Source organism: Actinokineospora enzanensis DSM 44649, assembly GCF_000374445.1.
Classification (GTDB): Bacteria; Actinomycetota; Actinomycetes; order Mycobacteriales; family Pseudonocardiaceae; genus Actinokineospora; species Actinokineospora enzanensis.
Genome location: NZ_KB894415.1, coordinates 142,286 through 163,717, shown reverse-complemented (window position 1 = coordinate 163,717; position 21,432 = coordinate 142,286). Strand labels below are relative to the sequence as shown.

General features: G+C 71.1%; 18 protein-coding genes and 1 tRNA gene. 11 read left to right on the top strand and 8 right to left on the bottom strand.

Going from position 1 to position 21,432, the window contains the following annotated elements; all coding sequences use genetic code 11:
* Window positions 1–108: 108 nt before the first annotated feature.
* Complete coding sequence (locus C503_RS0117525) at window positions 109–1,056, top strand: oxidoreductase (RefSeq protein WP_018683520.1); 948 nt, start codon at window positions 109–111, stop codon at window positions 1,054–1,056.
* Window positions 1,057–1,077: 21 nt separating this feature from the next.
* A complete protein-coding gene (locus C503_RS0117520) occupies window positions 1,078–1,611 on the top strand; it encodes a DUF1697 domain-containing protein (protein ID WP_018683519.1) in 534 nt (177 codons plus the stop codon).
* A 1-nt stretch (window position 1,612) separates the two neighbouring features.
* On the opposite strand, the gene C503_RS0117515 is transcribed toward C503_RS0117520, so the two are convergent.
* The 4 genes from C503_RS0117515 to C503_RS0117500 form a co-directional block, all read right to left on the bottom strand.
* Window positions 1,613–3,382, bottom strand: a complete 1,770-nt coding sequence (locus C503_RS0117515) for a gamma-glutamyltransferase family protein (RefSeq protein ID WP_018683518.1) — start codon at window positions 3,380–3,382, stop codon at window positions 1,613–1,615.
* 349 nt (window positions 3,383–3,731) lie between these two features.
* Window positions 3,732–5,126 (bottom strand): MFS transporter, encoded by a 1,395-nt coding sequence (locus tag C503_RS0117510; protein WP_018683517.1) that lies wholly within the window; start codon window positions 5,124–5,126, stop codon window positions 3,732–3,734.
* 55 nt (window positions 5,127–5,181) lie between these two features.
* On the bottom strand, window positions 5,182–6,168 hold the full coding sequence (locus C503_RS0117505; protein ID WP_018683516.1) for a hypothetical protein: 987 nt from the start codon (window positions 6,166–6,168) through the stop codon (window positions 5,182–5,184).
* 155 nt (window positions 6,169–6,323) lie between these two features.
* On the bottom strand, window positions 6,324–7,133 hold the full coding sequence (locus C503_RS0117500) for a hypothetical protein (protein WP_018683515.1): 810 nt from the start codon (window positions 7,131–7,133) through the stop codon (window positions 6,324–6,326).
* A gap of 87 nt (window positions 7,134–7,220) precedes the next feature.
* On the opposite strand from C503_RS0117500, the gene msrA reads away from it, so the two are divergent.
* Window positions 7,221–7,889 carry a peptide-methionine (S)-S-oxide reductase MsrA gene (msrA, locus tag C503_RS0117495; protein ID WP_018683514.1) on the top strand — a complete coding sequence of 223 codons (669 nt, stop codon included), beginning with the start codon at window positions 7,221–7,223 and terminating at the stop codon, window positions 7,887–7,889.
* A 683-nt stretch (window positions 7,890–8,572) separates the two neighbouring features.
* Here msrA and C503_RS43395 read toward each other — a convergent pair.
* Window positions 8,573–9,031, bottom strand: a complete 459-nt coding sequence (locus C503_RS43395) for a hypothetical protein (RefSeq protein ID WP_018683512.1) — start codon at window positions 9,029–9,031, stop codon at window positions 8,573–8,575.
* Window positions 9,032–9,077: 46 nt separating this feature from the next.
* Window positions 9,078–10,172, bottom strand: a complete 1,095-nt coding sequence (locus C503_RS0117480) for a UDP-N-acetylglucosamine 2-epimerase (protein WP_018683511.1) — start codon at window positions 10,170–10,172, stop codon at window positions 9,078–9,080.
* Window positions 10,173–10,342: 170 nt separating this feature from the next.
* Here C503_RS0117480 and C503_RS0117475 point away from each other — a divergent pair, with 170 nt between their 5' ends.
* Window positions 10,343–11,698, top strand: coding sequence for a DUF2252 domain-containing protein (locus C503_RS0117475; RefSeq protein WP_018683510.1), 1,356 nt, complete (start codon window positions 10,343–10,345; stop codon window positions 11,696–11,698).
* 133 nt (window positions 11,699–11,831) lie between these two features.
* A complete protein-coding gene (locus C503_RS0117470; RefSeq protein ID WP_026316410.1) occupies window positions 11,832–13,463 on the top strand; it encodes an Eco57I restriction-modification methylase domain-containing protein in 1,632 nt (543 codons plus the stop codon).
* Here the strand turns inward: C503_RS0117470 and C503_RS0117465 are convergent.
* Both C503_RS0117465 and C503_RS47315 read right to left on the bottom strand, forming a co-directional pair.
* Complete coding sequence (locus C503_RS0117465; RefSeq protein ID WP_026316409.1) at window positions 13,433–13,870, bottom strand: hypothetical protein; 438 nt, start codon at window positions 13,868–13,870, stop codon at window positions 13,433–13,435. The genes C503_RS0117470 and C503_RS0117465 overlap by 31 nt on opposite strands.
* A gap of 141 nt (window positions 13,871–14,011) precedes the next feature.
* Window positions 14,012–15,688 (bottom strand): sigma-70 family RNA polymerase sigma factor, encoded by a 1,677-nt coding sequence (locus C503_RS47315; RefSeq protein WP_051114851.1) that lies wholly within the window; start codon window positions 15,686–15,688, stop codon window positions 14,012–14,014.
* A 254-nt stretch (window positions 15,689–15,942) separates the two neighbouring features.
* Between C503_RS47315 and C503_RS0117455 the strand changes: the two genes are divergently transcribed.
* From C503_RS0117455 to C503_RS39720, 6 genes are all read left to right on the top strand, one after another.
* A tRNA-Gly gene (locus C503_RS0117455) sits at window positions 15,943–16,018 on the top strand.
* An 895-nt stretch (window positions 16,019–16,913) separates the two neighbouring features.
* Complete coding sequence (locus C503_RS0117450) at window positions 16,914–17,777, top strand: DNA-formamidopyrimidine glycosylase family protein (protein WP_018683507.1); 864 nt, start codon at window positions 16,914–16,916, stop codon at window positions 17,775–17,777.
* Window positions 17,778–17,828: 51 nt separating this feature from the next.
* Entirely contained in the window at window positions 17,829–19,064 is a 1,236-nt protein-coding gene (locus tag C503_RS39725) for a sensor histidine kinase (RefSeq protein WP_018683506.1), read from the top strand.
* A gap of 81 nt (window positions 19,065–19,145) precedes the next feature.
* The gene (locus C503_RS0117440; protein WP_018683505.1) at window positions 19,146–20,024 is read left to right on the top strand and encodes a S49 family peptidase; all 879 of its coding nucleotides are present in this window, start codon (window positions 19,146–19,148) and stop codon (window positions 20,022–20,024) included.
* A 171-nt stretch (window positions 20,025–20,195) separates the two neighbouring features.
* Window positions 20,196–21,005 carry a LytR/AlgR family response regulator transcription factor gene (locus C503_RS0117435; protein WP_018683504.1) on the top strand — a complete coding sequence of 270 codons (810 nt, stop codon included), beginning with the start codon at window positions 20,196–20,198 and terminating at the stop codon, window positions 21,003–21,005.
* Window positions 21,002–21,403: a hypothetical protein gene (locus C503_RS39720; protein ID WP_018683503.1), complete on the top strand. Its 402-nt coding sequence runs from the start codon at window positions 21,002–21,004 to the stop codon at window positions 21,401–21,403. Before C503_RS0117435 ends, C503_RS39720 begins: the two co-directional genes overlap by 4 nt.
* Window positions 21,404–21,432: the final 29 nt, after the last annotated feature.

Here is a 21,432-nt window from a genome sequence, read left to right as displayed (position 1 = left end):
GGTACACGCTGTGATCCAGACATCGGAACGATCCGGTGGCATCCCCGGTGTGGGTGATCGGTGCCGGGTGGTGGGTCGGCGAGTTGACCGTAGGGCAGGCTATGGCCCATGAGCACGACACCAGAGGGTGACACCGGGGCGGCCTCACCCGGGTGGACCGCCGACGACATCCCCGACCTGGCCGGTCGGACCTTCGTCGTGACCGGCGGGAACAGCGGCCTGGGCTTCGAGACCTGCAGGCAGCTGGCCGCGCACGGGGGACACGTGATCCTCACCGCGCGGGACCCGGAGAAGGGGCGGGACGCGGTCGAGCGGATCACCGCTGAGCACCCCGAGGCATCGGTGGAGACCCGGCTGCTCGACCTGGCCGACCTGGACAGTGTCGCGGAGTTCGCAGCGGGCGTGACCCAGGTGGACGTGCTGGTGAACAACGCGGGCGTGATGATGCCGCCGCGCACGCTCAGCGCCCAGGGGTTCGAGCTGCAGTTCGCGGTCAACCACCTGGCCCACTTCGCGCTCACCGGGCGGCTGCTGGAGGTGCTCGCCCAGAGCACCGACCCGCGCGTGGTGACCGTCAGCTCGTTCCTGCACCGCCGCGGCCGGGTGCACTTCGACGACCTGCACGGCGAGCACAAGTACTCCCGCTCCGGCTACTACTCGCAGTCCAAGCTGGCCAACGTGGTGTTCGGACTGGAGCTGCACCGGCGGCTGCGGGCAGGCGGCTTCGCACTCGCGAGCCTGCTCGCGCACCCCGGCTACTCGGCCACCAACCTGCAGGCCAGCGGCCCGACCGGCCCGGCCAAGTTGATGCTCAAGCTGGCCACCCGGGTACTGGCCCAGGACGCCGCCACCGGCGCGCTGCCGCAGCTGTTCGCGGCCACCGCGGCCACCGCGGAGAGCGGCCAGTTCATCGGCCCGGACGGGCGCCGGGAACAGAAGGGCTACCCGACGGTCGTGCAGCCGCTGGAGGCGGCCCGCGACCGGGAGCTGGCCAAGCGGCTCTGGGACGCCAGCGAGGAGCTGACCGGCGTGTCGTTCGGCCTGGCCGCGCGCTGACCGGCCGGGCAGGATCACGCCGTGACCTCCTACATCGCCCTGCTGCGCGGGGTCAACGTCGGCGGCCGGGCCAAGATCGCCATGGCCGACCTGCGCGCGGTGCTGACCGGCCTCGGCTGCGGCGACGTGCGCACCCTGCTGCAGAGCGGCAACGCCGTGTTCACCGCGCCCGAGGTCGATCCCGCCGAGCTTGAGTCGACCATCGAGGCGGCCTTGGCGGCCGAGCTGGGGCTGACCACCCGCTGCCTGATCCGGACCGGCGACGAGATGCGCGCGGTGGTCGCGGCCAACCCGCTGGCCGACATCGCGGACAACGGCTCCAAGTTCGCCATCGCGTTCCTGGCCACCGAGCCGGATCCGGCGTTGGCCGCCGAGCACGACCCGGTCACGGTCGATCCGGACAACATCCGGGTCGGCGACCGGGTGATCTACCAGTGGTGCCCGGACGGGCTCAGCAAGCCGCCGTTCCTCGGGCCGTTCCTCGAACGCAAGTGGAAGATCGCGGCGACGGTCCGGAACTGGAACACCACCACCAAGCTCGCCGCCATGGCGTGAGTCAGCGGCCGACCGCGTAGCCCTGCATGCCGCGCGGGTTGGCGGCCGCGCGCAGCAGCCCGTCCCGACGCGACACCGCGGAGAGCCTGCCCAGCGACCAGGGGCCGGTGTCGACCACCAGGTGGCCGCGGTCGCGCAACTCGGCCAGCGTCCGCTCACCCAGCCGGGACTCGACGTGCGCCTCGCCCGGCACGAAGGTGCGCGGGTAGAACGAGCTGGGCACCGCGTTGGAGTGCCAGGCTGGGGCGTCGATCGCGGCCTGGAGGTTCAGGCCGCCGACGGTGTGCGCCAGCCAGAAGCACAGCTGCCACTGGTCCTGGCCGTCGCCGCCGGGGGTGCCGAACGCCAGCGTGGGCGTGCCATCGCGCAGGGCCAGGCTCGGGCTCAGGGTGATCCGCGGGCGCTTGCCCGGGGCCAGCGAGTTGGGTAGCCCGTCCTCCAGCCAGAACATCTGCGCGCGGCTGCCCAGGCAGAAGCCGAGTTCGGGGATCGTGGGGCTGGACTGCAACCAGCCGCCGGACGGGGTGGCCGAGACCAGGTTTCCCCAGCGGTCGACTACGTCGATGTGCACGGTGTCGCCCCGGGTGGTGCCATCCGCGCGGACCGTGGGCTCGCCGATCGCCCCGGTGCGCGGGGTGGCCTTGACCGGCGAGTACAGGGTCGCGGGCAGGCGCGGGGCGCGGCCGTCGGGGGAGCCGGGGCGTAACTCGAACGAGGCCGTGTCGCCGATGAGCCGGGCGCGCTGGGCCGCATACTCGCGGGAGAGCAGGGTGTCGAGCGGGACTGTGCTATCGCCGCTATCGCCGGAGTCGCCGTACCAGGCCTCGCGGTCGGCGAAGGCCAGCTTGGTCGCCTCCAGGGCCCAGTGCACGGTGTCCGCGCTGGCCAGTCCGTCCACATAGGACAGTGGGCGGTCGGCCAGCAGGCGCAGCTGCTGCAACAGCACCGGGCCCTGCGTCCAGGCGCCGCACTTGGCCAGGGTCCACGCACCGAAATCGGCGGTCACGGCAGGCTCGTAGCTCGCCGACCAGATGGCCATGTCCTGGCCGGTGAGCACGCCCGCGTGGTCCCGGCCGGAGTCGTCGCGGACCGGCGTCCGGCAGAAGGCGTCCACGGCCGCCGCGACGAACCCCTGCGACCAGGCGCGCCGGGCGGCGTCGATCTCGGCCTCCCGGGTCGGGCCGGTGGCCTCGGCCAGCAGCCGCTCCCAGGTGTCGGCCAGTGCCGGGTTGGCGAACCGCTCGCCGGTGGCGCCGAACCACTGCGCGCCGGAGGTGGGCCAGTGGTCGGTGAACAGCTGCCGCACGGTGTCGATCACCGCCGGGACCCGTGCGGACAGCGGGAAGCCGGACCGGGCGTAGCCGATGGCGTAGGACAGCACGTCGTGCAGGCGTTTGGTGCCGTGGTCGCGCAGCAGGAGCAGCCAGCCGTCCCACGCGCCGGGGATGGTCGTGGCCAGCAGACCGCTGCCGGGCACCAGGTCCAGTCCCAGATCTCGGTAGTGCGCCACGGTCGCCCCGGCGGGCGCGACGCCCTGGCCGCACAGCACGCGCGGGGTCGGATCGCCCGCGGTGGCGAACACCGCGGGCACCTCGCCGCCCGGCCCGTTCAGGTGCGGCTCCACCACCTGGAGCACGAAGCCTGTGGCCACCGCGGCGTCGAACGCGTTGCCGCCGTCCTCCAGCACCGCCATCCCGGCCGCCGAGGCGAGCCAGTGGGTGGACGCGACCATGCCGTGGGTGCCCACTAGCTCGGGCCTGGTGGTGAACACCCAGCCAACCTAGCGGCTATCCGGGCGGCTGTTCACCCACAAGTTGTCCACAGGTCCATACCCAGGCTCGAATCGAGCCATTCGAACACCTGTGCACACTGTGGATAACTCCTGTGGATAACTTCCGGAGTTGTCCACAGGTGTGGACAGCGCATCCTCCGCCCCGGGTGGACCCCACATCGTCCGTTGGTACGTCCGCGCGACCACAGCATGTGCTCCGAGCTGGGCGTTTCTTAGCCCGCGAACGCTCGGATGTCCAACCATCCACACCCCATCCGGGTGATATCCGGGCGGCTCGGAGGTCCCCTTCGGTTGCGAAGTTATCCACAGGTGGGGACAACAGTTGTCCTCAGGCGGCCAGCTCGCTCAGCGCGGCGGCTGGCCGGACCCGGCGGCGGGTGAGGACGGTGAACGCGACCACCACCCCGGCCACGACGACGGCCAGCAGCACCAGCGACAGCCGCAGCGACCCGGTGTAGCCGGGCCCGGCGAGCGCGCCGTCGGTACCGCTCGCCACGATCGACCCGATCACCGCGATGGCGATCGTCTCGAACGCCAGCCGCGAGGTGCCGAACATGCCGGAGGCGGTCCCGGCGCGGCCCGGTCCCGCGTTGGCCAGCGCCATGTTGTCCACCAGCCCGGTCGACAGGCCGATGGCGAGCCCGATGGTGAGCAGCGGTCCGGCCAGCGACAGCGTGGTGCTGTCCGCGTCGATCGTGGTCAGCCAGAGCGCGCCGAGACCGAGCAGCACCAGCGCGACCAGCAGCAAGCTGCTCGCCGCGACCCGACGTGCCAACACGCCCGCGACCAGCGGCAACACCAGGACCGGGGCGGTCATGAAGATCAGCGTCACGCCCGCCTCCGGGGCGGTCTGCCCCATCACGGCGGTGAAGTAGGACGGCAGGTAGACCAGCAGCGGAACCATCACCATCACGAACGTGGCCGCCGCCATCGCGGCCGCCAGGAAGCCGGGGGCGCGGAGCAGCTCGAAGTCGAACATCGGGTGCGCCACCCGCCGCTCCACCAGCACGAACCCGACTAGCAGCAGGACCGCGCCGATGAAGCCGCCGAGCACCAGCGGGTGTGCCCAGCCCAGCGCCGGGCCCTCGATGAAACCGGTGATGAGCAGCAGCAACCCGGTGGTGAAGGTGATCGTGCCCGGCCAGTCCACGCCAGCCGCCTCCGGGTTGCGTGACTCCGGCAGCGTCGGAACCAGCAGCAACGCGGCGACGCCGACCGCCGCGGGCAACCAGAACACCGCCTGCCAGCCCAGTGCCTCCATCAACAGGCTGGACACCGACGGGCCGAACGCCAGGCCGAACCCGATCGTCGTGCCGAACAGGCTGAACGCCCGGGTGCGAGCCGCTCCCTCGAACGCGCCGGCCATGATCGCGATGGCGGCCGTGGCCGCGGCCGACGCGCCCACCCCGGCGACACCGCGCAGCACGTCGAGCAGCGGCAGGTTCGGCGCGACCGCGCTGAGCAGGCCGCCCACCGCGAAGATCGTGGTCCCGGCGGCGAACACCCGGCGCCTGCCGATGGTGTCGGCCAGGCCGCCCGCGGCGAGCATGAACCCGGCGAAGGTCGTGTTGTAGGCGTTGACCACCCACTGCACCGAGGCGAGATCGCCGTGCAGCGCGTCCCGGATCTCGGGCAGGGCGATCGAGGCGCCGGTGAGCGTGATCGGGAACATCAGGACGGCGAGCAGGAGCGTGGCCAAGGTGACCGCTTGGTTGTTCCGCACCCCGCTAGTTTCGTCTTACGACGAACAACTGGGAAGAGTCTGACCGCCGTGACGTCTACAACGTGCGGACGTGCACGACGGTCGAGGCCGCCGCGGAGCTCCGCTTCTCACCGACGCTCTTGCCCAGGAAGAACGCGCCCGCCGCCACTCCTGCCAGCACCAACACCGCCAGCACGATCCACAGCACGATCTTGCCGCGCCCGGCGGACTTCTGCGGCGAGGTGAACAGCTCCGACCCCTGGTGCCAGCTCGCGTTCCCCAGCTCGGGCACCGGGTCCTCGGCCTGCCACCACGGCGGCGCGCTCTCCACCTGCGGCTGGTTCCACCCGCTCGGCACCGGCCGCGGCTGCGGCGGCTGTTGCGGTTGGGGTTGGAGCTGTGGCTGGGCCGGGTAGCCGCCGGAGACCACCGCCCGCAGCTGGCTGTCGGTCACCACCTGGGTGCGCTCGGACTGCTCGGCGCCCTGCCCCATCTGCGCGGCGTTGCGCACGACCTGGGTGCGTTCCGGCTGGTCGTCGCGGCGCACCGCCTGCGTCCGGTCCACGCCCAGCTCGGCCGGGCGCGGGGTGTCGTCGGTGATCGGCGGGATGATGCTGGTCGCCTCGACCGCCGGAGTGTCGTCCTTCCAGCGGAACGCGGGCGGGAACGGACCACCGGTGACCTGCGTGGCCTGCCCCGGCTCGGTCGGGGTCGGCTGAGCCTGGGCGGGCTGTGCCGGAGGCGCGGTCGGCGAGGTCGGCTGAGCCTGCGGAGTCTGGGCGACCGGCTGCGGCTGGGCAGGCTGCGGCGGCACGACCTGCTGGGTCACCACCTGCTGCGTCTGCAACCCGGGCGACTGGCCGATCGCGGGCGGCGGGGTGATCTGCTGGGTGGCGACCGGGGCGGGCTGGGGAGTGACCGGCTGCAGCAGCGCCGGGGTGCCCGGATCGCCACCCGCCGCCTTGGCCAGCACCGCGTCCCGCCGGACCCGGTAGTCGTCGGAGGACAGCCTGCCTGCGGCCAGGTCGGCGTCCAGTTGCCTTAATTCTTCTTGCCAGGTCATCGCCGAGCCCTTCACCCATCACAGGTTCGCGCACCGATGGCCGCCCAGTGGCCGCTGTGCGCGGGGAAGAGAAACGTGCCTCCCACCGCGTGTCGGTACCCTACCCAATGTCACGGTCCGCCGGGTTGCGCCCCGGAACCGGGGGCGAACACCGTTCAGCCTGCCGGTAGGGCAATGCGAGTCCGGCTCACGAACGCGTCCAGGTAGGGGCGGAGGAGTTGGTCCGCCTCCGGTCCGCTCACGGTGATCGAGACGGTCCACCGCCCGGACCGGTATACCGCGCGTAGTCGTTGCGCACCGTGGTCGGCCGCGCCCACCACGTGTACCCCGTCGGTGGCGCTTGCGGGTGCGTCCGCCCAGCCCGTGGTGGTGGCGAACGAGAGCAGCGCCTGGGTGTGGTCCGGGCCGGTGCCGTTGTCCAGGACGTTGACCGCCAACGACCGCGGCCCGTCCATCGCGGACGTGTTGACCAGGCCTGAGCTGGTCGGATCCGGAATCTCCCGGCTGTACAGACCGAGTTGTGGACCGAGCGACGTGGGCAGCACGGCGGGCGGCGACACGACCGTGCCCGGTAACGCAGGCAGCTTGCCCATCAACTCCTCGGCCGCACTCACCGGCGGCGCGACCGGCGCGGCGACCGGCTCGCTGTCCGAGGGGGACAGCAGCCACCAGACGCCCACCCCCACGGCGGCCACGGCCATCGCCCCGACCAGCACCCGCGACCGCTTGACCGGGCCCCCGCCCGCGAACAGCGCCTCCCCGTCCACAAACCGCGGCTCGTAATGCCACACCGGCTCCGGCAACTCTTCCCGAGCGAGAAACACCGGCGAGTCCGCAGCGATCCGCCGTGTCTCCCCGGACGCCTCGGCCAACGCCTCATCACGCAGCCGCCGGTGCTCGGTACTGGTGATGTCCCCGTCGGCGAGCCGATCATCGAGGTCACGGAGGGTGTCCTGCCAGGCCATGCGGTCATCCTCCCGTGTCGAGCCCGCGGTGCCGGGCGTCCATCCTCGCGCAAGGTCGCACCGCCGCGCGGCGGATACAGTGGAGTCATGTCGCTGTTCGGTCGGAACAAGAGCCGCCTCGTCACCCCCGAGGAGGCGCTGCCCGGCAGGCCGGACCCGCTCCCGGTGTCCCCGACCCACGCGGTCCACCCCGACCGGCGGATCCTGCCACCCTTCCCCGACGGCCTGCGCACCGCGGTCCTCGCCATGGGCTGCTTCTGGGGCCCCGAACGCGTCTACTGGCAGCTCCCGGGGGTGTACTCGACGGCGGTCGGCTACACCGGTGGCTACACGCCCAACCCGACGTACGAGGAGGTCTGCTCGGGCCTGACCGGCCACACCGAGGCGGTGCTGGTGGTCTACGACCCGACCAAGACGGGCTACACGGACCTGCTCAAGGTCTTCTGGGAGGGCCACGACCCGACCCAGGGCCTGCGCCAGGGCAACGACATCGGCAGCCAGTACCGCTCTGCGGTGTACTACGCGGACGACGCCCAGAAGTCCGCCATCGAGTCGTCGCTGGCCGCGTACCAGCAGGTCATCAGCGGCGCGGGCTATGGACAGATCACGACGGAGGTCGGTCCGGTCGGGCCGTTCTACTACGCCGAGGACTACCACCAGCAGTACCTCAGCGACGCCAAGAACCCGAACGGCTACTGCGGCATGGGCGGCACCGGCCTCTCCTGCCCCATCGGCCTGAACATCCCCGACGCCTAGCAGACTCGGGCAGCTGACGACCGAGAACAGCCCGCAGGCCGCGCCGCCGAGCGAGCCCGTGCCGGACTGGCTCGCGACCCGGCTCATGCACAACGTGGGCATGCCCGCTGAACAAGTCGCCGCCCTCGAACTCGGCCAGGCCATCGCCGTGTGGGAGGCATTCATGACCACCCCACGCGCAGGCGGCTCGGGTTAGCAGAGCCTCGGCCTAGGCGCTGTCCTGCAAGTCCGGCACGCGCTATCCGCGCCCGCGCGGCTTCCCGCCCGCACGCCCAGAGACCAAGCGGATCACGGATCCCGCGCACCAGACTTACAGGACAGCGCCTAGTCGGTCTGCTTGGGATGTCCCGGGCCTGCGTGGACGATCCAGACGATGCGGCGGTCAGGGTCGGGGCAATACCAGATTCGACCTGCGCCGGTGACCTCGTACTGCCATTGATCCAGAAGCTGACCGTGCACGTCCCGCGTGCTCAGCGCCCCGTGCAACCGGTGCTGTCGGGCTCGGTTCTCCGGGTTGGTGGGCCGTTCACTGAGGACGATCCACGCTTCCCAGGTGCTGGAGCGGGCTGTCTGGCAGAGATGCTCCCAGCCCTTCGCGGCCTCGGAGGTGCCGAATCTGGCTTCCCAACCGCCTGGGCGGGCGGGTGGTGTGACGCGGTCTCCGCGTTTGGCGGGCATGGGGTTCAGTCGTCCATGGGGGCTGGGACCGGACCGAGGTCGTCGACGACCGGCTCGGTGAGTCTCGCCAATAGTTCCGGGTCGGCGTAGATGATCGCTGTGTTGCGCCATTCATGGACGGTCTGTTCCAGCGTCGCCCAGTGGCCCAGTTCGGCTGACGCCTGGAAGGCGCGGACGAAGTCGTGGGCGAACTGCTGCTGTTCGGGCTCCGGGAGCACGTCCACCCAGGGGAACTCGTCCAGCAGTGCCTCGACCACGATGTGTGGTGGCAGGTGGGTGAACATGCCGCGAAGCCCTCGGGCAGCGGTGACCGCGCCCGCGGCGGACGATCGCGCGTGGTCCTCGCGGATCAGTAGCAGGGCTGCGCCGTCCCGACGGCGGACGATGACATCGCCTTGGTCCGCGAGGGCCGCGACGCCCTTGGGGTCACGTTGGAGTTCGCTCCACTGCACCTCGGTCACCATGCCGCCATTCTGAACTTTTTCAGAAGTGGCCGCAACCGTGGGTGCGTCAGCAGAAGCCGAGGCGGGCGAGGGTGTCGGCGATGACCTCGCTGGGGTGGTACTTCTCCATCAGCGACACCCCCCGCCGACTCGGGTAGTCAGCCAGGAACGACCGCAGCGTGTCCCCGCGCATCTCGGTCAGGATGATGTTCTGGCCGATTCCCACGTGCCGTTCCGTCCGGTGCCGGTGGATGGCGCACGGTGTGCCCAGGTACCCGCACTCCTCCTGTAGGCCGCCGGAGTCCGTGACCACGTACTCCGCGCGGGCGATCAGGGGCAGGAACTTCAGGTATCGCTGCTTCGGCCGGATCTGGAAGCTGTCATCGAACAGGTCGTGCAGTCCCAGCCGCTCGATCTTCTCGCGCTCCGGCGCGCCCGCCATGTACAGCACCGGCAGTTTCCGGCTTTCCTCGCGCAGGATTTCCAGTGCTTCCCGGTACTTGTCCGGGCGGGACAGCAGCTCGAACCGGTGCAGGGTCGCCAGGCCGAAGCGGTCCGGCAGGCCGGGCATGATCGGCTCGTTGATGGCCTGGCGCATCGCGTCGATGGCGGTGTTCGCCTCGGTGTCGACCACGATGCCGCGGGCCGTGCGGAGGTTGTGGACCTCGCGGGCGGTGGGGGCGAAGTGGATGTCGACCAGTTTGGCGGCGATCTTGCGGTTCAGCTCTTCCGGCAGCGGGCTGAGCAGGCTGCCGGAGCGGGCGCCCGCCTCGATGTGGGCGACCCGGGCGCCAAGGACGCGCTTGCCGATGAAGGCGCCGTAGGGGGTGGTGAAGGTGTCGCCGTGCACCATGACCAAGGGGGGACGGCCGTCTTCTGCGAGGGTGGCCTTGAGCTCGACGCGCCTGCGCCAGGCGGTGCGGGCGACGGCGGTGGCCCAGCCGGGGACCTGGGCGGGAGTCTCCAGGTTGTGCGCGCTCTCCCTGGGCACCAGCCAGACGTCCGGTTCCGGCAGGCGGAGGTCGGTGAGGACGTCGGCGACCTCGTCGACGTGCTGGGCGGTGAACCAGATCCTCGGTCGGGTGCCGCGTTCGGCGATCGCGTGGTAGACCGGCGCGATCTTGATGAGCTCCGCGGTGGTACCGACGATGAAGGAGATCACTGGGTCGCCTCTTCTGCTCGGGGGCGGGGTGAACCCGCGCGGGCGGCCGATCGAAAGTACCACTCGGCCCGGTCGCGCCCGCGCCGGGCGTCCGCCGGGAATGTCCGGTTTCCCTGGCCGGTAGCCGCCAGGTCGGCCGGACGAACCGCCCGACCAGGCATGATGTGCCCATGGGTGATCAGGTGCTGGGGCAATGGGTGGAGCCGCGGGAGGTGCGCGCCGGGGGGAAGGCGTTGCGGGAGCGGGTCGGGCACGCTGATCACGGACCGGTGCGGCTCGCTCCTGACCGGCCGTCGATCCCGGACTTCGTGGACGCCAGCAACCGCGGGCGGGTGCCCGAGCTGGTGCCGCTGCGCATCGGTCGGATGCTGGCCTCGCCGTTCGCGTTCTTCCGCGGCAGTGCCGGGCTGATGGCCGCCGACCTGGCGTCGACCCCGGACATCGGGCTGCACGCGCAGCTGTGCGGGGACGCGCACGCCGCCAACTTCGGCCTCTACGGCACGCCGGATGGCCAGATCGTGATGGACATCAACGACTTCGACGAGACCGTGCCCGGCCCGTGGGAGTGGGACCTGAAGCGGCTGGCCACCAGCATCGTGCTGGCGGGCCGCGAGGGCGGGGTGTCCGACAAGGGCTGCCGGGAGGCGGCCGAGGACGTGGTCCGCTCCTACCGCCGCACCATCGACCACCTGGCCGAACAGCCGTTCCTCGACTCCTGGTCCGCGCTCGGCGACGAGTCGATCCTGACCAAGGCGTCCGCGCACGCGCTGGAGGACGACTTCGCCCGCGCGGCCAAGAAGGCGCGCAAGAACACCAGTGCCCGGGTCGCCGCGAAGTGGACGCAGCGTGGGGTGGACGGCTGGCGGTTCGTCACCGACCCGCCGGTGTTGACCTCGGTGTCCGACGAGGTGGCCGCCGCGGTGGTGGGCGCGCTGCCCGCGTACGTGGAGACGCTGCGCGAGTCCCGGCGGAACCTGATCATGCGGTACGCGGTGTCGGACGTGGCGTTCCGCGTGGTCGGCACCGGCAGCGTCGGCCTGCGCAACTACCTGGTGCTGTTGCACGGCAACGGCGACGAGGCGCTGGTGTTGCAGGTCAAGGAGGCGCAGACGTCGGCGCTGGCCGTGCATCTCGGTCTGGCTCCCGCCAAGCACGAGGGTAAGCGAGTGGTGCACGGGGCGCGGCTGGTGCAGGCCGAGTCCGACATCCTGCTGGGCTGGACCACGGTCGAGGGCAGGCACTACATCGTGCGCCAGTTCCGCAACCGCAAGGGCGAGATCGACCCGACCACGCTGGAGCGCGACCACCTCGACGACTACGGCCGCTTCGCAGGCGCCCTGCTCGCCCGCGCGCACACCCGCTCGGTCGACCCGCGCCTGCTGTCCGGCTACTGCGGTGAAGACCTGGACGAGGCATTCGCCCGCTTCGCCGTGGACTACGCCGACCAGACCGAACGCGACCACACCGACCTCCAGGCCGCCGTCGACTCGGGTCGATTGACCGCCATCATCGAGGAGGACGACTAGTGGTGTCCTAGCGGCCTGCCGTAGCCCGTTCCCCGACGTTTTCGGTGCCCAGGCGGCGGTGTGACTGCCAGGTTGGGGACGATGCCGGGCGGGGATGAGGGGGCGGGTGGTGGGAGAAGAGGGACACTGCGTCGTGACCACGGACGTTCGTAAGCGCCATGGCGTGCACTACACGCCTGTGGCGCTCGCCGGTTTTCTTGCCAGGCAAGCACTGTGCGGCCTGGCCGCGACCGGGCCGATCACCGTGCTGGACCCGGCGTGTGGCGACGGCGAGCTGTTGGCGGCCGTGGCCCGGTTGCGGCCGGATGCCGAGCTGGTCGGGTTCGACCTGGACGCCGACGCGGTGGCCACGAGCCGGGCGCGGTTGCCCGGGGCGCGGATCGAGCAGGCGGATTTCACCGAGGTCGGTGCCGCGCTCGCCGCGTCCGCGTTCGACCTGGTGATCACCAACCCGCCATACGTGCGTACGCAGGTGCTCGGTGGCGCGGCGGCGGCACGGCTGTCGGCGAAGTTCGGACTGCGTGGTCGCATAGACCTCACGCACCCGTTCGTCGCCATGATCCCCCGGTTGCTGCGGCCGGGTGGGGTGCTGGGTTTGTTGTGCTCCAACCGGTTCCTCACCACGCGCGCGGGGATGAACGTGCGCGCGCTGCTGGGGGAGCGGCTGGGGGTGCGGGAGGTATTCGACCTCGGGGACACGCGGCTGTTCGAGGCCGCTGTGTTGCCTGCCGTGGTGGTGGCGGTCAACGGTGACGCGGAGGTGGCCCGCTACGCGAGCGCGTATCAGATTGCCGAGGAAGCGGCGGCAGGCGATCTCTTCGACGCGTTGACCGCGGCCGATGACTCCGCCGTCCGCGTCGGCACGCGGACGTTCGCCGTCTCGGTGGGCACGCTCGCCCGGGGCGAGCCGGACCGCCCATGGCGGTTGACCACGCCCGAGCGGGAGCGCAGGCATACCGACATCCGCGACCGCACCTGGCGGGTCCTCGGTGACCTGGCCAAGATCCGGGTCGGCATCAAGACCACCGCCGACCCGGTGTTCATCCGCGAGCACTGGGAAGAGCTGCCCGCGGCCCGGGTGCCGGAGCCGGAGCTGCTGCGCCCGCTGCTCACCCACGAGGACATCCGCGCGTGGCTGCCTCCCGGCCCGCCGCGGGCGCGCGTGCTCTACCCGTACCAGGATCTGCCGACCCGTGCCGTCGTCGACCTCGCCGAGCACCCCCGCGCGGCCGCCTACCTGGGCGAACACCGGGAGCGGCTGGCAGGCCGCCGGTACCTGACCGCGGCCGGGCGGGAGTGGTTCGAGATCTGGGTGCCGCAGCGGCCCACGCTCTGGCGGCCGCCGAAGATCGTGTTCCCGGACATCAGCCCGGAGCCGCGGTTCACCATCGACCGGGACGGCGCCGTGGTCAATGGCGACTGCTACTGGATCAGCGTCCCGGAGCTGGCGAGCCGGACCGATGAGCACCCCGACGACCTGGCCCACCTGGTGCTCGCGGTGGCCAACTCCGGCTTCGGGGCCCGCTTCTACGACGAGGTCTGTGGCAACCGTCTGTACGCGGGCCGCCGCCGGTGGATCACCCAGTACGTCGGCCTGCTCCCGCTGCCCGACCCGACCACCCCGGTCGCCAGGGAGATCGTCCGGCTGGCCCGAGAGCTGGCCGGTGGCGTGGACCCGGCGCTGGTCGCCGAGGTGGACGAGCTGGTCGGCGTCGCTTTCGGGCAGCCCGCGGCTCAGGTGATCGGTTTGAGCACGCCCTCGTAGCCGGGTTGGGTGTTCTGGCTGAGCTCCTTGGTGATCCGGGCGATCTCGTTGCGCGCGGTGAAGTAGCCGCGCACGGTGCCCATCCACCGCTCGGTCGGCTCGCCCTCACCGTCGTCGCCGGTCTCCGCGATCAGCGTCCACGGCCTGCGCGCCGCCCAGCGGACCGGGAAGAACAGCACCAGCGCGGTCAGGATCAGGATCAGCCAGAAGGGCACCACGACATCCGTGGGCATCCACGACACCAGCGCGATGACCAGGGCCCCGATCAGCACCAGCATCACCACGCCGGGGATGTAGCCCGCCGCGACATCGTGCTCGAAGTCGTCCTCGGTGGCCGGGGTGCGCCACTCCAGCGTGCCGTCCACGGTCCACAGTCGGCCGTTCACGTCACGTACCTGACGCGTCATCTCCTGCCCTCCGGCGCGGTGGCACACCTTGGCGCGATCAGCACCGAGGCTCAACGTTACCGCCTGGGCACTGCGCCCAACGGGTGAAATGCCCGACCTGCGGTCCCTGGCGATTCTCGCACCGGCCCCGGGGTTGATCAACTAGCGGCGCCTGCCACCGCCCCCGTAGGGCGACTGCCTGCCGTTCGAGTGGCCACCGCCGCCGTAGCGCGGTGGCTGGTAGCCGCTGGGCGGGGCGATGACGACCGTGGTCTGCCTGGCGGAGTTGACCTTGGTGGTGACCCGCGCGGTGGTGAGCACGTAGTAGCCGTCGTAGTACGCGTAGACCGTCTGGTAGCTATACGACTCGGACACCAGCGGCAGCGACTCGTCGAAGTCGTCCGCGGCGTTCGGCGCCCAGTCCATCTCCGGCGACCAGTCCGAGTCCGGCGCCCAGTCCATCCCGGGCTGCGGGTCCTGCTGGTGCCTGCGCGGCCCGCCCGTGTTCTGCCTGCCGGACTTGCCCGCGGCGGGCGGCGCGGCGGTGGTGACCGGCGGGTTGGCGGGCTGGGTGTGCGGGCTCGCGGGCGCGCCGACGACCTGGCTGGCCGCGGCCTGGGCGGGTGGCTGCGCGGCGGCGGGCGGGGCGGCCGGGGGTGCCACCGGGGTCTGCATCGCGCCGCCGTTGGGCAGGTCGGCGTTCGGGCCCTTGTTCCCGGTAGGCCGCGCCGGGACGGGCGCGCCGGAACCGGGCACCGGGGCGACGTCGGCCGCGCCGGACGGGTCCGGGGTGATCAGCAGCGGGGCGGGCCCGGTGCCGTCGAGGTCGTTGTAGGCGACCGGGTCGCCGGTGCCCCAGGGCACCAGGGCCAGACCGAACACGCCGACCGCGGCCGCCGAGGTGGCGGCGAGCGTGACCTGCACCTTGGCGCTGGACACCAGGCCCTTGAGCGCGATCAGCCCGGCGGTGCCGCCCTTCGTCGTCGCGGCGGCGGCGCTGACCAGGCCGATCTGCTGCCACAGCGCGATTCCCGCGACCGGGGCGGCGAGGAAGGCCGCGTGCGCGCGCAGTCCGGAGCACACGTCCTGCAGCTCCGCCTGCATGGTGGTGCAGGACGGGCAGGTGGCCAGGTGCGCGCGGATCTTGCGCCGCTCGGTGCCCTTGATGCTGCCCGCGGTGTAGGCGCCCAGCTTCTCCAGCACCGACCGGCAGCCGGTGGAGCCGCGGTCCACGGTCAGGTGTGCCTGCAGGTAGGCGGCGCGCAGGCCCTGGCGGGCGCGGCGGGCCAGCGCGGCGGTGGCGTTCGGGCTGAGCCCGAAGTTGCCCGCCACCACGGCCGGGCGCTCGCCCTCCACCTCGACCTTCCACAGCACGCTGCGCCAGCGCTCGGGCAGGCTGGTGAACGCCCGGGTGATCAGCGTCCGTTCGGTGGACTGGCCGGTGTTGTCCGGCCCGGCGCCCACCCGGTTGTTCAGCTCCTCGTCGCTGACCGGGACGTCGCGCTTGCGCGCGTTCCACTCCCAGGCCACCCGGCGGGTGACGATCAACAGGTAGCCGCGCACGTTGTCCACCGGGCCCGCGCCGCGGCGGACCGCCTGCAGCACCCGGAAGAACGCCTCGGCGGCCAGGTCCTCGGCTTCCGCGCGGTCGGCGACCAGGCCGAGCGCGAGCCTGCGCACGGCGTCGGCGTGCCGGGAGAACAGCTCGCCGAAGGCGGCGTCCTCACCGGAGCGAAGGCGTTGCAGGAGTGCCAGGTCCTCGCGGGCGGCGGCCGACGGGTCGGTGTCCTCGTCGGTCTCGCGGCGCCCGCCGGAGGCAGGCCGGTGCGTCCCGGTCATCCGGCCCGGTACCTCCTCCAAGCCGTGGAAACCTTCGTGACAATGGTGAACAAGATGCCACAGGCGGTTGGCGCGCGGTCGATAAACGTGAATAACGTTAAGAGGACCCGTGCATCCGTACTAGACCGTCCAGAGGTGGTCAACTCGACCATCGGCACCCCTTCGGTGTAGGTGAGACGGCGGGAAGCCACCCCGCGGCGCGGCGCCCGTCGGGGCTAGGCTATAGTTCCGTCCGCACCGGGAAACCGGCGCACGCGGATGTAGCGCAGTTGGTAGCGCATCACCTTGCCAAGGTGAGGGTCGCGAGTTCGAGTCTCGTCATCCGCTCCATCGAAAGGCCCCCTGCCCAGGGGGCCTTTTCGCTATCCGGGACCGGTCCGGGAGACCGCCACTGCCGAAGGTCTGTGTGTTCCGTCACAGCGGTCCGCTGTCCGCCTTTCGCGCCCCGTAATTCACCCCTTCCCGGTTTCGATCATCGAACAACGTGAACGCGTCTCATGCGCGTTACCGGCCTGTGACCGCCTCCTGGTTTTCGCGATCCACTTCGGACTTGTCGACCATGATCATCGGTGGACAATGCGACACAAGGATCACCAGATGCGTCCGATCGGGGGATTCAGTGGGTTTCCGGGCGAATTCTCGACGGGTGTGAAAATGGGTGTCATCGCGAGAAAATGCGAGGTCGGAGCGCCGTATGGCCGTTTTGTACGGCGATCGGTCGACGCTCGTTGACCTACCGCGCTTCCTTGCTGTGGAACGGCAACGGCATCCCGGCATCCCGGATCGCGTCCCCGGCTTGATAGTCCGGATAGGACGGTCACGAAAACACCGATGGCATCGGAGATAGGTGGCATTCAGCCAGGTGGCTGGTCGCGCACATACAGCCTCGATATCCGTGTGGCCCGGCGCGTGATCGTCGGCGGTACGGTCACGCGCGGCGCTCGTCGCGGTGGCGCGTGGGGAATTTCGGACGGCCGGAAGCTGTCATGATCAATGAATGCAACAAAGCGCCACACTGTGGCGAGAATGCGCGAAAAGCGCGGTCAGCGGGGCGTGTGGCCCGCCGTGATCGAGTCTATGCATGGGGTGCGGGAATTCGGAGTAATGTGAATTCACCGCGTCGGGTTCCTGATCCGGGAACGGAAACCGAACACGTTCCGTGACGGCAGGTGAATGCGGTGCGACCGGGCATGACAAGCCGCCGCGCGCGGGTGAGACTGGTGCCGTGCCGGAATTGCCCGAGGTCGAAGCCCTGGCCCACCACCTGCGCGAGCACGCCGTCGGGCGGACCGTCGCCAGGGTGGACGTGGCCTCGTTGAGCGTGCTCAAGACCGCCAGCCCGCCGTGGACCGCGCTGCACGGCCGGGAGGTCACCGGCGCCCACCGGCACGGCAAGTACCTGGACCTGGAGGCCGACGGCCTGCACCTGGTCACCCACCTGGCCCGCGCGGGCTGGCTGCGCTGGGCCGACACCATGTCCGCCGTGCCGCCGCGGCCGGGCAAGGGGCCGCTCGCCCTGCGCGTGCACCTCGGCCCGCCCGGTCAGGGGCCCGGGTTCGACCTCACCGAGGCGGGCACCAAGAAGGGCCTGGCGGTGTGGATCACCGAGGACCCGCGGCAGATCGAGCAGATCGCCACCCTCGGCCCGGACGCGCTGGCCCTCTCGCGGGACGAGTTCGGTGCCCTGTTCGGCGACCGCACCGAGCGGCTGAAGACGGCCCTGACCAGCCAGCGGGTCATCGCGGGCATCGGCAACGCCTACTCCGACGAGATCATGCACGTGGCCCGCCTCTCGCCCTACGCCACGCCCGCCCGGCTGGACGCCGAGGCCGTGGATCGCCTGTTCGAGGCCACCCGATCGGTGCTCACCGACGCGGTGGCCCGCTCGGTCGGCCAGGCTGCCGCCCGGCTCAAGGGCGAGAAGCGCTCCGGCCTGCGGGTTCACGCCCGCACCGGGCTGCCGTGCCCGGTCTGCGGGGACACCGTGCGTGAGGTGTCGTTCGCCGACAAAGCGTTCCAGTACTGCGCGACCTGCCAGACCGGGGGAAAACCGCTCGCCGATCGGCGGATGTCCCGCCTGCTCAAGTGACCCAGCGGGTACCGTGGGCGCGTCGTGTCACACCTGCCGGTGAACAGGAGCATGAAACAGGTGGGCTGGTTGACCGAGCGCGCGCTGGTGGGTGTGGCCGCCACGCTCGTGGTGCTGGGACTGTTCGTCTACCTGTGCCGTCCGCGTAAGTCCGGTTCGGTGCACGAGGCCGTGCTGGACACCGTCCGCCGGTTGTCGCAGGCTGCCCCGGAATTGCGCAACGGGCTGACCGAGCAGGCCGCCGACCAGGCCACCGCGAATCTCCTCGCCATGCTGAAATGCGTGGCGGTCGGCATTTCCGACGGTGACGGCAGGCTGCTGTCCTGGGACGGCGCGGCCAACGAGCACTACGTCGACCTGGTCGACAAGATCGACGAGTCGATCCGGCTCGGCCACCGCGCGCACCTGCAGCACGAGAACCTGCAGTGCCGCAGGCGGGGCAGCTGCCCCATGCGGCAGGCGGTGATCGTGCCGCTGATCACCGACGGCCAGGTGGAGGGCGCGCTGATCGTGGTCGGCGGGGTGGACAGCAAGCGGTTGCTGCCCGCGGCCGACGAGGTGGCCCGCTTCCTGTGCATCCAGCTGGAGCTGGCGAAGCTGGACGAGTCGAAGCAGGCGCTGGCGCAGGCCGAGACCCGGGCGCTGCGCGCGCAGATCTCGCCGCACTTCATCTACAACACGCTGAACACGATCTCCTCGCTGATCCGCACCGATCCCGAGCAGTCCCGCGAGCTATTGCAGGACTTCGCCGCGTTCACCCGCTACTCGTTCCGCTCCTCCGGCCTGTTCGCCACACTCGCCGACGAGCTGAGCAACATCGACCGCTACCTGACCATCGAGTGCGCCCGCTACGGGGAGCGGCTCAGCGTGCGGCTGCGCATCGCCCCCGAGGTGCAGTCGGTCGTGGTGCCGTTCCTGGTGCTGCAGCCGCTGGTGGAGAACGCGGTCCGGCACGGCATCGCCAAGAAGCCCGGCGGCGGCACGGTGAGCGTGTTCGCGCACGACAACGGCAACGAGGCGCTGATCACCGTGGAGGACGACGGTGTCGGCATGGACGCCGACCGGCTGTTCGAGGACCTGCGGGACGCGCACAAGACCGGCTCGCACGTGGGCGTCGGCAACATCAACCACCGGATGCGGCAGGTCTTCGGCGACGACTACGCGCTGATGGTGGAGACCGCCCCCGGCGCGGGCATGAAGATCACCCTGCGGGTGCCCAAGTTCTTCCCCGGCGTGCGCCCCGACCTGCCCGACTTCTCCGTCGACCCCGATGACGACGGGGCTTGATTTCGGCCGTCGGCTGAAACGCGCCGGTGGGCGGGTCGGGTAAACGCCGTTCTGAGGTCCGCGGACGTAGGGTTTCCTCTCATGAGCGTGACCGAGAAGCTGGCCGCCCGCCTGCCCCGCATCGGCGAGCGCGGTGACCGCGCGCCGGTGGTCGCGGTGGTGCGGCTGCACGGGGTGATCACCCCGACGCCGTCCCCGATCGCCCGGGGCGCCATCAACGTCAACACCGTGGAGTCGGCGCTGACCAGGGCGTTCGACCACGACCGGCTGGTCGCGGTCGCGCTCGCGGTGAACTCCCCTGGCGGTGCTCCCACCCAGTCGGCGCTGGTGGCCGAGCGGGTGCGCGAGCTGGCGGCGAAGAAGAGCGTGCCGGTGCTGGCCTTCTGCGAGGACCTGGCGGCCTCCGGCGGCTACCTGCTGGCCTGTGCCGGGGACGAGATCTTCGCGCACTCGTCGTCGCTGGTCGGCTCGATCGGCGTGGTGTCCTCCGGGTTCGGGTTGACCGGGCTGCTGGAGCGGTTCGGGGTGGAGCGGCGGCTGTACACCGCAGGCGCGAACAAGGTCCGGCTGGACCCGTTCCAGCCGCAGAAGGACGAGGACGTGGCCTGGTTGCACACCCAGCTCGGCGAGCTGCACGACCAGTTCGCGGGCTGGGTGCGCGACCGGCGCGGCGACCGGCTCAAGGGCGCCGACGCCGACCTGTTCTCCGGTGAGGTGTGGACCGGCGCCAAGGCGGTGGAGCTGGGCCTGGTGGACGGGCTGGGCAGCCTGCGCTCGGTGGTGGCGCGGCGGTACCCGGACGCGGAGATCGCGGTGGCCGAGCCGAAGCGGCCGCTGCTGGCCCGGCTCGGCCTGGCGGGCGGCCCTGGACTCGGCCTTGGATTGTCCACTTCGGACCGCGTGAGTGCGCTGCTGGAGGCGGTGGAGAACCGCGCCGCCTGGTCCCGGTTCGGTCTCTGACCGGGTCCCACTAGACCAATGTCCGCCCAGGGGTGCGCGAACGGTGAACGTGCTGTCACAATCGCGCGGAACGCGTCACCCCTCGGGTGGGGCGTCGGATCGGCCCACGAACGCCGACCGCCCACCGCCCCTGGACACGCGCCCTGACCACTCGGCAAGATTGCGCGCACCGTGAGTACAGCGAACAACACCCCGGGCCTGGTCGTCCTCGCCGTGGACGACGAGAAGGCAGGCATGGACGTGCTGACCGAACGGCTCAACGGCAACCGGCACGTGCGCCGGGTCATCCAGGCGTTCGACGCCACCGAGGCCCTGCTGCTGCTCTCCGGCGACGACCCGGAGCTGGCCACCCGCAAGGAGCAGGGCCTGTCGGTCGTCGACGCGGTGTTCGCCGACCTGGACATGCCCGGCCTCACCGGGATGGAGCTGGCCAAGGTGCTGGCCGGGTTCAAGCCCGCGCCGGTGCTGGTCTTCGTCACCGCGCACAGCCACGAGGCGGTCGCCGCCTTCGAGCTCGGCGCGGTCGACTACCTGCTCAAACCCGCCGAGCAGCCGCGCCTGGACAAGGCCATGGAACGGGTCTTGGCCAAGATCCACCAGAATGGCGGCGGCAGCCAGGCCGCGGTGCCCGAGCAGCGCGACGACGAGGTGATCCCGGTCGAGCTGGCGGGCACCACCAAGCTGGTCTCGCGTGCCTCGGTGCGCTGGGTGGAGGCGCAGGGCGACTACGCCCGGCTCTACACCTCGGACGGCTCGCACCTGGTGCGCATCCCGCTCGCGCAGCTGGAGGAGCGCTGGGAGAAGGCCGGGTTCGTGCGCATCCACCGCTCCTACCTGGTGCCCATCTCGCTGATCACCGAGCTGCGGATGGGCGGCTCCGGCTACTCGGTGGTGATCGGGCATGAGGAGAAGGTGCTGCCGGTCAGCCGCAGGCACACCCGGGAGCTCAAGGACCGGCTGGTCCGCGGCGGCGGGGCGTGAACCTCATCCCGGGCGGCACGCCGGGCGATCCACCGCCACCGCGCCCGCGCCGCAAGAAGGTGATCCTGGCCGACTCGCGCGCGCCGGTGACCAAGCTGCGCACCGTGGTCGAGCTGGAGGAACAGACCAGCTGGGCCGAGGAGGTCGTGCGCGGGTTCATCCGCACCCAGTTCTGGACCGCGGTGCGGCTGGCGCTCATCGTGATCGCGGTGTTCGGCGCGCTGCCGCTGGTCTTCTTCCTCGCCCCCGGTTTGTCCGAAGTGACCCTCGCGGGCGTGTCCCTGCCCTGGTTGCTGCTGGGTGTGCTGCCATTCCCCCTGTTGTTCGGCGTCGGGTACTGGTACAACCGGCTGGCCGATGGGCACGAGCGCGACTTCGTCGACCTGGTCGAGAAGTAGCCGGACGGACTTGCGAACGAGCGGAACCC

Coding starts and splice junctions, on each gene's coding strand:
- C503_RS0117525 (WP_018683520.1), top strand. CDS start 109: ATGAGCACGACACCAGAGGGTGACACCGGGGCGGCCTCACCCGGGTGG.
- C503_RS0117505 (WP_018683516.1), bottom strand. CDS start 6,168: ATGACCTGGCAAGAAGAATTAAGGCAACTGGACGCCGACCTGGCCGCA.
- C503_RS0117500 (WP_018683515.1), bottom strand. CDS start 7,133: ATGGCCTGGCAGGACACCCTCCGTGACCTCGATGATCGGCTCGCCGAC.
- msrA (WP_018683514.1), top strand. CDS start 7,221: ATGTCGCTGTTCGGTCGGAACAAGAGCCGCCTCGTCACCCCCGAGGAG.
- C503_RS43395 (WP_018683512.1), bottom strand. CDS start 9,031: ATGGTGACCGAGGTGCAGTGGAGCGAACTCCAACGTGACCCCAAGGGC.
- C503_RS0117475 (WP_018683510.1), top strand. CDS start 10,343: ATGGGTGATCAGGTGCTGGGGCAATGGGTGGAGCCGCGGGAGGTGCGC.
- C503_RS0117465 (WP_026316409.1), bottom strand. CDS start 13,870: ATGACGCGTCAGGTACGTGACGTGAACGGCCGACTGTGGACCGTGGAC.
- C503_RS47315 (WP_051114851.1), bottom strand. CDS start 15,688: ATGACCGGGACGCACCGGCCTGCCTCCGGCGGGCGCCGCGAGACCGAC.
- C503_RS39725 (WP_018683506.1), top strand. CDS start 17,829: ATGAAACAGGTGGGCTGGTTGACCGAGCGCGCGCTGGTGGGTGTGGCC.
- C503_RS0117440 (WP_018683505.1), top strand. CDS start 19,146: ATGAGCGTGACCGAGAAGCTGGCCGCCCGCCTGCCCCGCATCGGCGAG.